This is a genomic window from Sorangium sp. So ce1153 (genome assembly GCF_051521595.1).
Classification (GTDB): domain Bacteria; phylum Myxococcota_A; class Polyangia; order Polyangiales; family Polyangiaceae; genus Sorangium.
The window spans coordinates 5,078,388-5,093,027 of the sequence record NZ_CP150361.1; the positions used below are offsets into that span (position 1 = coordinate 5,078,388).

Genomic DNA, 14,640 nt, shown 5'->3' on the forward strand with positions numbered 1-14,640 from the left:
AACGAGCGTCCGTTCTGCTCAGTAGAACTCGTAACGAGCGCCGATTCCGGGCACGATCGTGACGAGCAAGGGGCCAGCGAGGCGCTCGGCAGGGAACGCGGCATGGCCGTCTTCCCCCGCGAGCACGGCCTGCGTCGCGTCCCACGCGGGCTCCGCGAGGTCGACGAGCACGGGAAAGGCGATGCCCGCGCTCAGCTCGATGTGTCGCCCGGCCGGCAGGCCGATCCGCACCTCGGGGGTCGCGTGGAAGAAGCGCGCCGGGTGCCGCTGGAGGAAGGGCGCGAGCTCGTAGGTCGCGCCGCTGCGCGCCCGGAACGCGCCGCTCGTGCGCTCGTCCAGGAGCTCGCCGGCGACGAGCCCCGCGCCCAGGCGGAAGTGCAGCGGCACGCGCTCGTCCAGGGGCAGCGTGAAGCCGATCCACCCGCCGAGGAGCGCGCCGCGCAGCGCCAGCCGATCGTCGATGGTGCCCTGGTTGGGCGGCAGGCCGACCGGCGTGACCTCCATGGTGCGGCCGTGGAGGCGCTGCCCCGCCGCGACGTAGCCGGCGGTGACTCCGAGCCCGAGGCCCATGCCGAGCTCGTAACCCGCCTGGAGCACGGCGGAGCCGCCCGCGCCGAGCGACGCCTCGCAGCTGCGGATGCACGTGCCCGCGACCCCGCCGCCGAAGCTGGGCACGAGCACCGCGCCCGTGACGGCCTCGACGACGAAGCGCGCCGGGCGCGCGGGCCTGCGCCAGAAGGGCGAGCTCGGGTCGCGCTCCAGCGTCACGGTCGCGACCTGCGTGTGATCGCGCCCGAGGATCACCCGAAGCGACGCTGGCAGGAACCCGGGCGCGGCGGTCTCCACCCGGTGCGCGCCCGCGCGCAGCCGTCCCTCCCAGAGGCCGCGGCCCACGGTCACGCCGTCGATCGCCACGGTGGCGTTGACCGGCACCGGCTCGACCCGCAGCGACGCGGCGAGGTCCTCGGCCGAGAGCGTCAGCGGCACGGTCCTGTCCACCTCCACCTCGACCTGCACGGGGGGCGTGCCGAAGCGGCCCTCTCCGCGCAGCGCGACCGTGTGCTCGCCGGGCGAGAGCAGCCCCTCCCAGGGCGCTCTGGCCACGACGTTGCCATCCACCACGACCTCGACCTGCCGCCCCTCTTTCTCCGCGACCCGCAGGCGCCCCATGCGCGCGAGCGGCCGCATCCGCGCCCTGACGCGCACGAGCCGGTCGCCCGCGACCTCGATGCGTTGCTCGAGCGGCTCGAAGCCCTCCTTGAACACGCGCACCCAGTGGCTGCCGGAGGTGAGCCGGAGGGGCGCGGGGAGCGGCGCCTCGCCGCGGTGCCGCCCGTCGACCACGACCAGCGCGCCCGGCTCGGCACCGTCGACCTCGACGATGCCGACGAGCTGGCGCAGCTCGTCGAGCTGGCGCTGCGCTGCCTCCTTCGCCGGGGCGGGCAGCCGGTCGCCGAAGTCGCGCAGCAGCGCCTCGAACATCTCCAGCGCCTCGTCGTGGCGCCCGAGCTGCGTCAGGCAGAGCGCGGCGCCGGAGGTCGCGGCCCAGCTCGCATAGAGCTGCCGCGAGGCGAGGTACTCGGCCAGCGACCGCGACCAGTCGCGCCTCTCGTAGAACGCCCGGGCCTTCGCATAGTGCCCGGCCGCCATCTCCCGCGCCGTGGCTGCGGCGGGCTGCGCGGGAGCTGCGGCGGGCTGCGCGGGAGCTGCGGCGGGCTGCGCGAGAGCTGCGGCGGGCTGCGCGAGAGCTGCGGCGGGCTGCGCGGGAGCTGCGGCGGGCTGCGCGGGAGCTGCGGCCGCGGCTGTCGTCATCTGCGCTGCGGTGAGCAAGAGCCCCAGCACGGTGACGGCGAGGCGGCGGCAGCGGCTGCCGCGGCGGCGTTCGGGCTGGACCTGGCGAGAAAGCAACGAGGGCATCGTGGAGGGGGTCCTGTGCGTGTGGCCTCGGCGGACGAGCCTCACGAGCGAGCCGACCAGGAGAGAGCGCGCTCGTCGAGCGGCGATGGCGGCGAGCCGTGGGCCCGCGCGGTGTGGTGCGCGGCGAAGCCCCGACGTTCAGGGCAGCACAGGCCCGGCGCGCGCGGCGGGCCCGATCCCGACACGACGGTCCTCCTGCCGCACGTAGCCAGCGCTGCCGCGAAGATCTAGTCTGCCGCCCCCATGATCCCCGCCGGTCCTCTCTCCATCGTCCCCCTCTCCTCGCCCCCCGAGCTGACCTGGCGTGTCCCCGGCTCGAAGAGCATCACGAACCGCGCGCTCGTGCTGGCGGCGCTGGCCGACGGCGAGAGCACGCTCGAGGGGGTGCTCCACAGCGACGACACGCGGCACATGCGGTCCGCGCTGGAGGCGCTGGGGATCCGGATCCAGGACGCCGGGCCGAGCACGCTCGTGGTGGAGGGGGGGCGGCACCGGCTGCGCGCGCCGGAGCGCGAGCTGTTCATCGGGAACAGCGGCACCACGGTGCGCTTCCTGGCGGCGCTCGCGTGCCTCGTGCCCGGCGAGGTGGTGCTCGTCGGCGACGAGCACATGGCCAAGCGCCCCATCGCCGATCTCGTCGACGGCCTGCGGCAGCTCGGGGCGGACGTCGACTGCCCGACCGGCTGCCCGCCGCTCCGGATCCGGGGCGGCCGGCTGAAGGGCGGCACCCTGACGATGCGCGGCGATCGCTCCAGCCAGTACTTCTCGGCGGTGATGATGGCCGGCCCGTTCGCCGAGTCCGCCATCGACCTGCGCGTGGCGGGCCAGCTGGTGAGCCGCCCCTACGTCGAGATCACGCGCCGCATGGTCGCGGATTTCGGCGGCCGCATCGACGAGGCGGCCGGCGGCTTCACGGTTCACCCCGCCGCGGGGTACCGCCCGCGGGCGTACCCGATCGAGCCCGACGCCTCGTCCGCGAGCTACCCGTTCGCGCTCGCCGCCGCCGCGGGCGGCGCCATCACCGTGCCGGGGCTCGGCGATGGCGCGCTGCAGGGGGACTACCGGTTCATCGAGCTGCTCGAGCAAGCCGGCGCGCGCGTGAGCAAGCAGGCGAACGCGACGACGGTGCGCGGCGACGGTCGCCTGCGCGGCATCGACGTCGACATGCACCATATCTCGGACACGGTGATGACGCTGGCGGCGATCGCGCCGCTCCTCGACGGGCCGACGACGATCCGGAACGTGGCGAACATCCGGATCAAGGAGACGGACCGGCTCGCCGCGACGGTCGCGGAGCTCCGCCGCCTCGGGCAGGAGGTGACCCACGGCGACGACTGGCTCCGCGTCGAGCCGCGCCCGCTGACGCCCGCGCTGGTGCACAGCTACAGCGACCATCGCATGGCGATGAGCTTCGCGATCCTGGGCCTGTGCCGGCCCGGGATCACGATCGAGGACCCCGCCTGCGTGGCGAAGACGTACCCGACCTTCTGGGAGGACGTCGAGCGGTGCCGCAGCGCGAGCGGCGGCGCGGTGTCGCGCGGGTGACCGGGAGCGGCGTCGCGGCGTCGCGCGGGTGACCGGAAGCGGCGGCGCATGGAGCGCTCCCGCGCAGAGCAGCCTCGCGTGGAGCGCTCCCGCGCAGAGCAGCCTCGCGTGGACCATCGCACCTCGGTCGAGGGGGATCGATCCTCAGTCGGGTCACGATGGATCCTCGGCCGGGGGGAAGATCGATCCTCGGTCAGGCCACGATGGATCGTCGGTCGGGGGAGGAGCGATCCTCGGTCGGGCCATGATGGATCCTCGATCGAGGCATGATGGATCGCCGGCCGATGAATGAGCTCTCTCCGGCTGCACGTGTTTACGCAATCGCGCAACGGACTGCCGCAGCAGGTTGCGTGGCCTGTCCGGTCGAGCGCGCTCCGTGCGCCTGTGTCCCTGCGTGTTACCACTGGCATCTTCCTTGAAAAGCCCTGTGCGGACCTGCGCGCCGCAGGGGAGATGACGGCTCTTGCGGCGCATGTACCCCGCAAGAGGAGCCATGACATCGCGCAAGAAGACGACGACCCCGAGCCCCGTGAAGCCCGCCAGCGCCGAGCCCATGCGCACAGGCGAGGCTGCGCCGGAGGCCGATTTCGACGACACCATTGCGAAGAACCGCGTGTTGCCGATCCTCGATCCGACGAGCTTGCCCCGACCGCCGGCCGGCTTCCGCCCGACGGACCCGGACACGCGCAACCGCCGCCTGCGCAAGGTATCGTCCGAGCTGCGCGCCGAGGTGCTCGACGCGCTGCGCGAGGCCGCCGGGCTGGATCTGATCGCGGACCTGGGGAAGTATGCCCCTGACCCGCGGCGGGCGCCTGCGCTGGCCGAGCGGCTCGAGCGCGTTGGGCGGCTCTCGGGCGCGGTTCAGACCCTCTCGCTGTATGCACGCGAGATGGAGCAGATCGCGCTGAGCGACGCGCTGGTGTTCCTGGAGGCGGAGAACAAGCAGCTCGCCAACGCGCTGGAGCACGCGCCCGAGCTCGCCGAGCGCTACGCGGCGCTGCGCACGCTCTTCGAGACGCGGAGCGCGTCCATCCTGGAGGGGCGGGCGCGCGCCGCAAGGGGAGCAGCCCCCGTCGCGCCGGCGCCGGCCGCGCCGGCGTCGACCGCAGCGGCGCCGGCCGCAGCGGCGCCGGCCGCGCAGCCGCGGGCCGCGCAGGCGCCGACTGCGCAAGCACCGGCCGCGCAGCCGGTCCGGGAGTCTCCGCAGACGGCGTGAAGCCCGGGTAACCGCGAGCGACGTGCCTGGGTGCGCCGCCCAGCGTGGCGCGAAACGACCCAGACGCCGCGCGCCGGGCCGTGAGCCGAGAGCCCGAGGTCGCCACCCGCCAGGCGGGGTGGCTACGTCTCGACCGGCTGCGCCGGCGGCTCCGGCTCCTTGTGGAACATGCCGGCGAGGATCCGCTCCGCCGCGTCGGCCAGGATGTCGCGCGCGAGCCGGGTCTCCTCGCCGAAGAAGCGCGTGGCCACGCCGGCGTCGAGCGCGTGCGTGGCGAGCAGCGCGAACGCCTCCGCCTCGTCGAACGTCGCCTCGGCGGTGAGCACGCGCTTGCCCGGGCGCAGGTTCTCCTGATCGAAGCGGCCCTGCCACGTCTCTCCGAGCGTGACCGAGAAGTACTGCGCGGCCACGTTCCCGGGGCGGGCCATGTGCGAGACGGCGACCACGGCCCGGAGCCGATCGCGCTCCTCGGCGGTCATCTGCTGCTTCCAGGCCTCGACCGTGGCGTGCATCGTCTCGATCTGGTCGCGCGCCGCGTCCTCGGCGTTGAGGAGCACGTCCGGGGTCTGCGCGCGCGTGAAGGCAGACAGCGCCTCGGGCGCGACGACGCCCGCGGCGAGCGCCTCGTCGAGCAGCGCGATCGAGGCGTCCAGGATCCGGCGCTGCCGCGCGAGCTGCTCGGGGGTGAAGCCGCGGCGCTCGAGCCCCTTCGCCGCCGCGACGATGCGGCGCCGGAGCGCGTCGAGGCGCGCGCGCGCGCCGCCGTCGAGCGCGCCCCGCTGGCCCGACAGGAGCGCGTGGACGGCGAGGGGGACGTGCGCGACGACCTTGAGCTCGTGGTAGCGCCGCGTGCGCGCGGGGCCCTCGAGCCGCCGGCCGCCGCGCCGCAGGATGAGGCTGTCGTCGATCTGGGCGATGATCGGCTCGATGCCGGCGAGGACGGCCTCCCGTCGCGCGGCGTAGGCGTCGAGGAAGGCCTGGTTCAGCGCGCCGAGCGGATCGGAGGGGTCCAGCGCGGCGCTTCCGGGCTCGCTCGACGGCGCGGCGCTCGAAGGCGCCTGCGCGGCGCTCGCCTCCGGCGCCCCGGAGAATGCACGTTCGACCATGGGCACGAGCTCCATAGCACACGCGGGACGAGCCCCGGCCTGGCCCTCAGCGGCGCGGCAGCGCGTTCGCGTCGAGCCAGTCGAGCGCCTCATCCATGACCCGCTCGGCGTCCGGCATCGCTCCGTGCTGCGCGCCGGGCATCTCCCGGTAGACCGCCGGGATCTTCGCCGCCATGAGGCCGCTCGCTCCCTCCTTCATGCGGTGCTTCGCGTCGAACTCGCCGCTGATCATCACCGCTCCCCGGATGCCCCGGAGGCGCGCGGCCGAGGGCGTCGTGGGCGCGCCGAGGAGCACGAGCCGCGAGTACCGCTCCGGCCACCGCTGCGCGAGGCGCTCCGCGAGGTTCGCCCCCTGCGAGTAGCCGATGACGACGAGATCCTCCGCCTCGCCGTCGCACGCCGCGAGCGCGCTCCGGATGCGGCCGTCCTGCTCCTCGATGCTGGGCGAGTACTTGGTGAACACGCCGTCTCCGCCGCAGGGGATGTTGCCCTGGAGCCCGAGCACCCCGCCGTGCTCCCGCGCCGCCGCCTGGAACGCCTGCACGTAGCCCAGCCCGTGGCCGCACATGCCGTGCAGGAAGATCATCCGCGGACATGCGTCGGCCCGCCCCGTCACGACGAACGCCGGCAGGTCGCCGGGCACAGCCATCTCGGTCGCGACGAGCGGCGGATCGACCGCGCGCTGCTCGACCACCGCCGGCTGCGCCGGGCCCTCCTCCGCGAGCGCTCGCTCCTCCTTGCCACACCCCGTCGTGAGCACGGCGAGGCCAAACCCGGCGAGAGCCACAACGGAAAACTCCATAAGCCTGGCGCAATGCCAGGAGCGGGCCAGCACGCGAGCCACCGCGCTCGACGGGCTTCAGCGCGCGAAATCAGGGCAGCTCACGCGCGATGCGCGGCGAGCGGACTCTTCATCTGCTCCCTTTTTCGCCACATTCGCCACACCCCGGCGCGCCCGCGCTCGCGTTGCTCCTCGGCGATGGATTGATATGTCCGTTTCAGCGGAATGTTCGTCCGTTATATAGGATGAGCCTGGTCGGCCTCGCCTCCACGGAGCGTCACGCGCCGTGGCCGCGGCACCTGGGCTCGCCGGCAGCACCTCGGGCGCCTGTGTCGAGGCGTCGATGCCGTGAATCACGTCTCGTGCCCGGCGCGCGCCCGGAGAGATCGACGAACAGGAGGAGCACACCCCTGAGGCGGTCGCGGCCGAGCTCGGGCTGCCCCCGCAGGTGTTCGCGACCTTCGGCCTGTGCGTCGGCTGGCCCGACCCGGCGACCCCCGCGAGCATCAAGCCGCGGCTCTCGCAGGAGGTCGTCCTGCACCACGAGCGCTACGGCGCCTTCGAGCGAAGCGTGGGCGCGATCGAGGCCTACGACCGGCTCATGGAGCGCTTCTACGCGAAGGAGCGCATGGGCGTGCAGGGGAGCTGGAGCCGCCACTCGGCCGCGCGCGTCGAGTCGGCCCAGGCGCTGCGCGGGCGCGACCGGCTGCGCGCGGCGCTCTTGTCGATGGGCTTCGGGCTCCGGTGAGCCAGCGCGAGCCCCGCGCTCCTTCGCGCTCGCGCGCGACGGGCTCGCTCGTGCGCGCGCGAGCGCCGGAGCGCTCGCGCGAGCGCCGGAGCGCTCGCGCGAGCGCCGGAGCGCTCGCGCGAGCGCCGGAGTGCGCGCAGAGCAGCACCCGATCAGCAAGCCATGGTGCCGCACCAGCAACCAGCGACGCCGGCCGCGGGAGAATCACGACGGGCGCGCAATGGCATGTGCGCTGCATTCCATGTCGGTTGGCCTGAGCAAGGGAGTCGTCCAATCATGAGCGAGGTACTGGAGCCTGAGGGAGAGGTCGGACGCGTCCTCGACGGGAGCGACACGCTGACGCTGGAGACCGATGTCCTGGTCCTGGGCGGCGGGCCCGCGGGGACCTGGGCGGCGCTCGCCGCAGCGGCGAAGGGCGCGCGCGTCGTGCTCGCCGACAAGGGCTATTGCGGCAGCAGCGGCGCCACCGCGCCGTCCGGGGTCGGCGTGTGGTACGTGCCCCCGGTCCAGGAGGCGCGCGCGGCGGCCAAGGCGAGCCGCGAGGGCCTGGGCGGCCACCTCGCCGACCACGGCTGGATGGACCGCGTGCTCGACAAGACGTGGACCAGCGTGAACGACCTCGGGAGCTGGGGTTACCCGTTCCCGATCGACGACAGCGGGCAGCCCGTCCGCCGCAGCCTGCAAGGGCCCGAGTACATGCGCCTCATGCGCAACCGGGTGAAGCTCGCGGGCGTCCGCATCCTCGATCACAGCCCGGCGCTCGAGCTCCTCGTCGACGCGAGCGGCGCGGTCGCCGGCGCCGCCGGCGTCTGCCGGCAACTCGGGCACCGGTGGGCGGTGAAGGCCGGGGCCGTGGTCATCGCGACCGGCGGCTGCGCGTTCCTGAGCAAGGCGCTCGGCACCAACGTGCTCACCGGCGACGGCGGGCTGATGGCCGCCGAGGTGGGCGCCGACATGTCGGGCATGGAGTTCTCCAACGCATACGCGATCGCGCCGGCCTTCGCGTCGGTCACCAAGACCCTCTTCTACAACTGGGCGACGTTCTACTACGAGGACGGGCGGGTCATCGAGGGCGCCGGCTCCGCGCGCGGCCGGTCCGTGATCGCGGAGACCCTGCTCACCCAGCCCGTCTACGCCCAGCTCGACAAGGCCGACGAGGCGCTCGAGGCGTGGATGCGCACGGCCCAGCCGAACTTCTTCCTGCCGTTCGACCGCGCCGGGATCGACCCCTTCCGGCAGCGCTTCCCGGTCACGCTGCGGCTCGAGGGCACCGTGCGCGGCACCGGCGGGATCCGCATCACCAGCCACGCGTGCGCGACGTCGGCGCCGGGGCTCTACGCGGCGGGCGACGCCGCCACGCGGGAGCTCATCTGCGGCGGGTTCACGGGCGGCGGCAGCCACAACGCCGCGTGGGCCATCTCGTCGGGGCAGTGGGCCGGCGAGGGAGCCGCCGTCTTCGCGCGCGGCGTCGGCGCCCGCGCCGGCCAGCGCAAGGTGGAGGGCGCCGGCCGCGCGGCGCTCCCGGCCGCCGGCGGCGCACGGCAGCTCGACGCCGAGGGGGTGATCCGGTCGGTGCAGGACGAGGTGTTCCCGTACGACAAGAACCTCTTCCGCACCGAGCGGGGGCTCGCGATCTCGCTCGACCGGCTCGACGCGCTCTGGCGCGACGTGCGGCACGCCCGGCCCGCGGCGGAGGTGCGCGAGGCGATCCGGGCGCGGGAGGGCGCGGCGATGGTCGCCACCGCGCGCTGGATGTTCAACGCGGCGCGCGCGCGCACCGAGACGCGCGGGATGCACAAGCACAAGGACCACCCGGGGCAGGATCCGGCGCAGCAGCGCCGGCTGATCACCGGGGGGCTCGACCAGGTGTGGGTGCGGCCCGAGTCGCCCGCGCCGGCGTCCGCCGGGGCGACCGCCGTGGAGGCGCACGCGCCATGATCGAGCTCGTCAGCGACACCCGGTGCATCGGGTGCGATCTCTGCGTCGACGTCTGCCCCACCAACGTGTTCGATCGCGTCCCGGGGGGCGCGCCCGTGATCGCGCGCCAGGGCGATTGCCAGACGTGCTTCATGTGCGAGGCGTACTGCCCGGTGGACGCGCTCTACGTGGCGCCGGAGGCCGAGCGGCCCGTCCCGGTGGACGAGGAGCAGCTCTCTTCGTCCGGGCTCCTCGGGAGCTACCGCGCCGCGGTGGGGTGGGGGACGCGGCGCAAGCCGGGCGCCGGCGCCGACCAGACCTTCCGCGTCCTCGATGCCGCGCGCCGCGGCTGACCCCGCGCCGCGCGTTCCTCTCCTCCCGCGCCGCGGCGCTCCCGCCTTCACGACGGGAATCTTCCGTCGTCGCGCTATTTCGCCCGTGGTGAGCCGGTTCGAGGGCGCGCCGCTACTGCCTGACAGACGTGCGCTTGGCTGGCTGGGTCGAAGTATCCACAGGGATCTTTGCGACCTCCGCGGACATCGGTGGTGGTCGCCGTGCCGGGCATCCGGGCAATGCAGCGCGGGAGCGTCCGATGCGATGTTGACTTCATTCAAGGTCATCGACGGCGCGGCTCCTCCGATGGTGGCGGCGCCGATCGCGCCACACCCGTGGTGGGACCAGGGCAGCTTGCGGGAGCGACGTCCCCGGCCGTGCGCGCTGACCGCCTTGCACCGGGAACCTCGGCTCGGTACTGTGCTCGCTCCTCACGACCGATCTGCGAAAGTCACGAGCCCGCGGAGCGATGACGTTGTGCGTAGAGCCAGCCTTGCCGTCGCTCCGTCAGAGCGTGGCGGTACTGACGAAAGCGAGGTGGTTCGCGCGCTCATGGCAGGAGAGCCGTGGGCGGCAGCCGCGGTGTGGAACGCACATGCGCCCAAGGTGTTCCGGATCGTCGCGCGCGTGCTCGGACCCGGCGCCGACGCAGAGGACGTCACCCAGGAGGTCTTTGTTCGCGTGTTCTCCAAGGTATCCGGGCTGAGAGACCCCGATGCGCTGGGGAGCTTCGTGTTTTCGGTGACCGTTCGACTCCTGAAGTGGGAGCTCCGCCGCAGGCGCGTGAGGCGCATCCTCCAGCTCGCGGACACTGCCGAGCTCCCGGAGCAGGCGGTCGAGCCGGCGGACAGCGAGGCGCGCGAGGCGCTGGGCCGGCTCTATGCGATCCTCGACACGCTGAGCGCAGACGACCGGACCGCGTTCGTGCTCCGCCACATGGAGGGGATGAGCCTGCCGGAGATCGCGGAGGCGACCGGGGTATCGCTGGCCACCGTGAAGCGCAGGCTCAGCCGGGCAACGGAGCGCGTGTCGTCCGAGGTCGGGAAGGACACGTCCCTCGCCGCTTACTGCATGAGAGGGGAGGCGCGGGATGACGCTTGACGAGGAGAGGGACCCGGCGCTCAGCCCGCAGGCCGCGCGCGCGATCGAGCTCGCTCGCCGGTCGCTCGGCACGATGTCTCCCCAGCAGCGTGTCCAGGGGCTGCTCCGCGTGACGGAGCGGACGGCGAGGCGCCCGGCCTTCCGGCTGTCGCCCCTCCGGGGCGGAGCGCTCGCGCTCGCCGTGGCCGCCGCGGTCCTGCTCGGTATCAACGGGTGGCAGCGAGGGACGCGCTCCGATCAGCTCTCCTACGAGGTGGAGGGCGGCGGCGTGCAACAGGACGGCTCCGTCCAGGCGGACACGTCGAGCCGTCCGAAGGTCCGGTTCTCCGACGGCACCGAGGTTCAGCTCGCCGAGATGGCGCGCGCGCACATCGTGTCGGTGAACGAGCAGGGCGCCAGGGTCGCCCTCGACCGGGGAGAGGTCCACGCGCGCGTGGTGCATCGGTCGGAGGCGCAGTGGCTGTTCGACGCGGGGCCGTTCCTCGTGACCGTGACCGGGACGGCGTTCGCGCTTTCCTGGGCGCCCGAGGACGAGCGCCTCGATCTGCGGCTCGAGAACGGCGCCGTCGTCGTCAGCGGGCCGCTGCCCGGCAAGCCGATCGCGGTGCGCGCCGGGCAGTGGCTGACCCTGCGGCAGCGCACCGGAGAGGTGCTCCTGCGCGAGATCGATCTTCCGCAGGGCGCGGAGGCGTCGCCGGCGCCCGCCCCGCCGCCGTCCGGCCGCCCCGAGGAGCCCAGCGCGGCGCCGGCTCCGGATCCGCTCGGGACGCCAGCGGCCGAGCCGGCGCCCGCGGCCGAGCCGGCGCCAGCGGCCGAGCCGACAACCGCGGCGGCGCCCGCGGCCGAGCCGGCGCCCGCGGCCGCGCCGACAGCCGCGGCCGAGCCGACAGCCGCGGCGGCGCCCGCGGCCGAGCCGAGGCGCGACTGGGCCGGGAAGCTCGCGGCCGGGAAGCTCGACGTGATCGTCGACGAGGCGCAGCGCCGCGGGCTCGACGCCTCGCTCGCGGAGAGCAGCAACGAGGAGCTCTCGGTCCTCGCGGACGCAGCGCGCTACACGCGGCGGAACGACATCGCGCGGCGGGCGCTCCTCGCCCAGCGCCGGCGCTTTCCGGCGACGCAACGGGGCAGGGACGCGGCGTTCCTGCTCGGCCGCCTCGCGGAGACCCAGGAGGGAGGCGCCGCGGCGCTCGCCTGGTTCGAGACCTACCTCAAGGAGGCTCCGCAGGGGGCTTACGCTTCCGAAGCGCTCGGGCGCAAGATGGTGATCGTGCAGCGGCTCCACGGCGACGCGCAGGCCGAGACCGTCGCGCGGGCGTACCTGCGCCGGTTCCCGGGCGGAACCTACGCGCAGGCAGCGCGGGCCCTCGCTCGAACGCCGTGAGGTTCGCGCGGGCGCTGGCCGGGGCCCTCACGCTCCTCCTCTGCGCGGCGAGCCCCGCGGCGTCGGCGGAGCGTGCGCGTGTGGTCCTCGTGCAGCCCGGCGCCGCCGATCCGTCGGTCTCCGAGGCGCTGATCCGCATCCGCGGGGAGCTCGTCGCCGATGGATTCGACGTGGATCTCCTCGATGCGCGGTCGGCCTCCGACCCCCGGCCGACGATGGACGACGCCGGGCAGCAGGCCGGCTCCGCGGCCCTGATCGGGCTGTTCCTGGCGCCGGATGGTCAGGCCGCCGAGCTCTGGGTGGTCGACCCGCGGACGAGCAAGACGATCGTGCGGCGGATCGACACGCGCGGCGAGGCGCGGGAGCACATCGCCGAGGTGCTCGCGGTGCGCGCCGTCGAGCTGCTCCGCGCGAGCCAGCTCGAGCTCCTGATGTCCTCGCGGCGCTCCGCGGCGCCCGCCGCCGCGCCGCCCCCGAGCCAGGTGAGCCGGCAGGCGCCTCGACAGGCAGAGCGGTCGCTCGATCCGCCGTCGCGCCGATCGATGTGGGGCGTCGAGCTGGGGGGCGGGCTCCTCGCGAGCCCGGGCGGCATCGGCCCGGCGCTGCTCCTGGCCGCGCGTCTGCGCGTCGCGCCGCTCGGCCCGAGCGGTCCGCTCGAGGCGCGCCTCTCGCTCGCCGGGCTCGGGACGGCGCCGCGCGTCGATGGGCCGCAGGGCAGCGCGACCGTGCAGCAGCGGTTCGGGCTCGTCGAGCTCGCGGCGCTCCCCTGGCCCGAGCTGCGCTTGCGCCCGAGGTTCTCGATGGGCCTCGGGGCGCTCCACGTCGCCGTCGACGGCGAGGCGTCGTGGCCGTACCGGGGGGCCCACAGCGCGCAGTGGGCGTTCGCCGCGGACGCCGGCGCCGGCGTCGAGCTCGGGATCGTGCCGCGGATCGACCTCGTCGTCGAGGCGCACGCGCTCGTCGCGCACCCGTATCCGGTGGTCCGCTTCGCCGAGACCGAGGCGGCGCGCGGCGCGCGCCCGGCGCTGCTCGGCAGCCTCAGCCTCGTGGGGTGGCTGTGATCGGAGGACGAGCGGCGTGGCGCCGCGCGCCCGGCGGGAGATCTTCCGAGGCGCCGTCGCCCGCGCCGGCCGCCGGCGCGCGTACAGGCTGTCGATGTGGCCGAGCAGGTTCCACGCGCTGCGGAGCGGCGCCGGGCGTCACGGCTCCGGGCCGCTGGTGGTGCCCGTGCTGGCGTCGGTGCCGGCTCCGACCGGGTTCAGCCTGAACTGCTGGCTGGTGCCGCCGCTGGAAGCCCTCTGGAACAGGGCGGTGCCGTTGGCGGGCGGGGAGCCGTAAGCGTCGATGACCTTGCCGCTGAGGCGCGACGTGATGCGCACGGCGCCGCCGCCGAGCTCGGTGACGGACCATTGCTGGTTGGGGGCGCCGTGGCAGGTGAACTGGACGATGACGGCGCCGTCGGCGGTCGACCGGGCGCGGACGTCGAGGCACTTGTCACTGCTGACGTTGCGGATCCGGTAATACCCGCCGTCCACCGCCTCGAAGCGGAACTGCTGGTTGGTGCCGCCGTTGCAATTCCAGAGCTGCAGGACGAGATCGTCGGCCGTGGACACGGCGGCATCGACGTCCACGCAGCGCCCGCTCTGGACGCCAACCAGGGTGTAGGTGGTGCCCGTCGAGATGTCCGCCTCGACCTCCGCCGGGGCGGAGTGCTGGGAGAGCTCGGCGATCTCCGCCGGGGCGAGCGCTCGGCTGTAGATCGCGATGTCGTCGACGTCCCCGACGAGGAGCCGCCCCTCCTGCGGCCACCGACCGACGTAGAGGCTGGTCGGGCCGGGCGAGATCGTCCTCTCGATGGGCTCGGTGCTGTAGAGGCGCCCGTCGACGTAGAGGCTCATGGACAGCGCCTCGCCGTCGACGACCCCCGCGGCGTGGGTCCACCGCTGGAGCTCCAGGCAGGAACACAGGATCCTGTGATAGTCGCTGATCTCGGGCCCCTTCCAGAACCCGAAGTGTATGCCACGCGCCTCACCGTCGTAGTCGACGTTGAGCTCCCATCCACCGGTGTTCTCCGTGCTGATCACGGTCCTCAGGGTGTCGTCGGCAGGGGGCTCGTCGGTCAGCACGCGAACCCACGCCGAGACGGTCCAGCTCGACGTGGCGTTCGGGAATTGGCCCACCGTCATGAACTCGCCCTCATCGAAGTGCAGCGCCTGCCCGAAGCGGCCGTCCTCCACCCAGGTGCCGCCGGTGAGCTCGCCGTCGCGCCGGTTGCCGGACCGATCGGTCACGACCTTGCCTTCGCCCTCGTCGAACGTCCAGTAGGCGACCATGCCCTGGGTCAACGTCGTCGGCGTCAGCTCGACGGCGTCGAGCGGCCCCTGCTCGCAGGCCGCGAGCCCGAGCGACGCGGCCGCGGCCAGGCAGCGGGGCGCCGCGCGTCCGACCGCCATTGCCGTTGCGCTGAGCGTCCTGGTGATGGCGCGGTGCGGCGTGCGCGGCTGCTGCATGTCAGGCCTTCTTGCGTACGCCAATTTTATGCGGTTCACCATAAAACTGCGCTGGCATGCCAGTCGGTCCCGCGGTGCTGCTCGG

At 74.0% G+C, this 14,640-nt stretch carries 12 protein-coding genes; 8 read left to right on the top strand and 4 right to left on the bottom strand.

Features of this window, described 5'->3' with window-relative positions; translation table 11 throughout:
* Positions 1–18: 18 nt before the first annotated feature.
* Complete coding sequence (locus tag WME85_RS18120; protein ID WP_437839826.1) at positions 19–1,650, bottom strand: PEGA domain-containing protein; 1,632 nt, start codon at positions 1,648–1,650, stop codon at positions 19–21.
* Between the two features lie 510 nt (positions 1,651–2,160).
* Here WME85_RS18120 and aroA point away from each other — a divergent pair.
* The gene (gene aroA, locus WME85_RS18125) at positions 2,161–3,462 is read left to right on the top strand and encodes a 3-phosphoshikimate 1-carboxyvinyltransferase (RefSeq protein ID WP_437839827.1); all 1,302 of its coding nucleotides are present in this window, start codon (positions 2,161–2,163) and stop codon (positions 3,460–3,462) included.
* Between the two features lie 493 nt (positions 3,463–3,955).
* Complete coding sequence (locus WME85_RS18130) at positions 3,956–4,678, top strand: hypothetical protein (protein ID WP_437839828.1); 723 nt, start codon at positions 3,956–3,958, stop codon at positions 4,676–4,678.
* 122 nt (positions 4,679–4,800) lie between these two features.
* Here WME85_RS18130 and WME85_RS18135 read toward each other — a convergent pair whose 3' ends face one another.
* The gene (locus tag WME85_RS18135) at positions 4,801–5,784 is read right to left on the bottom strand and encodes a hypothetical protein (protein WP_437839829.1); all 984 of its coding nucleotides are present in this window, start codon (positions 5,782–5,784) and stop codon (positions 4,801–4,803) included.
* A gap of 46 nt (positions 5,785–5,830) precedes the next feature.
* On the bottom strand, positions 5,831–6,571 hold the full coding sequence (locus WME85_RS18140; protein WP_437839831.1) for an alpha/beta hydrolase: 741 nt from the start codon (positions 6,569–6,571) through the stop codon (positions 5,831–5,833).
* Between the two features lie 442 nt (positions 6,572–7,013).
* Here WME85_RS18140 and WME85_RS18145 point away from each other — a divergent pair, with 442 nt between their 5' ends.
* The 6 genes from WME85_RS18145 to WME85_RS18170 all read left to right on the top strand — a co-directional run bounded on the left by WME85_RS18145 (position 7,014) and on the right by WME85_RS18170 (position 13,106).
* Entirely contained in the window at positions 7,014–7,313 is a 300-nt protein-coding gene (locus WME85_RS18145) for a hypothetical protein (RefSeq protein ID WP_437839832.1), read from the top strand.
* A 276-nt stretch (positions 7,314–7,589) separates the two neighbouring features.
* On the top strand, positions 7,590–9,251 hold the full coding sequence (locus tag WME85_RS18150) for an FAD-binding protein (protein ID WP_437839833.1): 1,662 nt from the start codon (positions 7,590–7,592) through the stop codon (positions 9,249–9,251).
* Complete coding sequence (locus WME85_RS18155; protein ID WP_437839835.1) at positions 9,248–9,583, top strand: 4Fe-4S binding protein; 336 nt, start codon at positions 9,248–9,250, stop codon at positions 9,581–9,583. Before WME85_RS18150 ends, WME85_RS18155 begins: the two co-directional genes overlap by 4 nt.
* Before the next feature lie 532 nt (positions 9,584–10,115).
* Entirely contained in the window at positions 10,116–10,664 is a 549-nt protein-coding gene (locus WME85_RS18160; protein WP_437839836.1) for an RNA polymerase sigma factor, read from the top strand.
* A complete protein-coding gene (locus WME85_RS18165; RefSeq protein ID WP_437839837.1) occupies positions 10,654–12,045 on the top strand; it encodes a FecR domain-containing protein in 1,392 nt (463 codons plus the stop codon). The genes WME85_RS18160 and WME85_RS18165 overlap by 11 nt, the downstream gene beginning before the upstream one ends.
* A complete protein-coding gene (locus tag WME85_RS18170) occupies positions 12,042–13,106 on the top strand; it encodes a hypothetical protein (protein ID WP_437839838.1) in 1,065 nt (354 codons plus the stop codon). Before WME85_RS18165 ends, WME85_RS18170 begins: the two co-directional genes overlap by 4 nt.
* 138 nt (positions 13,107–13,244) lie before the next feature.
* Here the strand turns inward: WME85_RS18170 and WME85_RS18175 are convergent, their stop codons facing one another.
* Positions 13,245–14,555, bottom strand: coding sequence for an RICIN domain-containing protein (locus WME85_RS18175; RefSeq protein WP_437839839.1), 1,311 nt, complete (start codon positions 14,553–14,555; stop codon positions 13,245–13,247).
* Positions 14,556–14,640 lie beyond the last annotated feature (85 nt).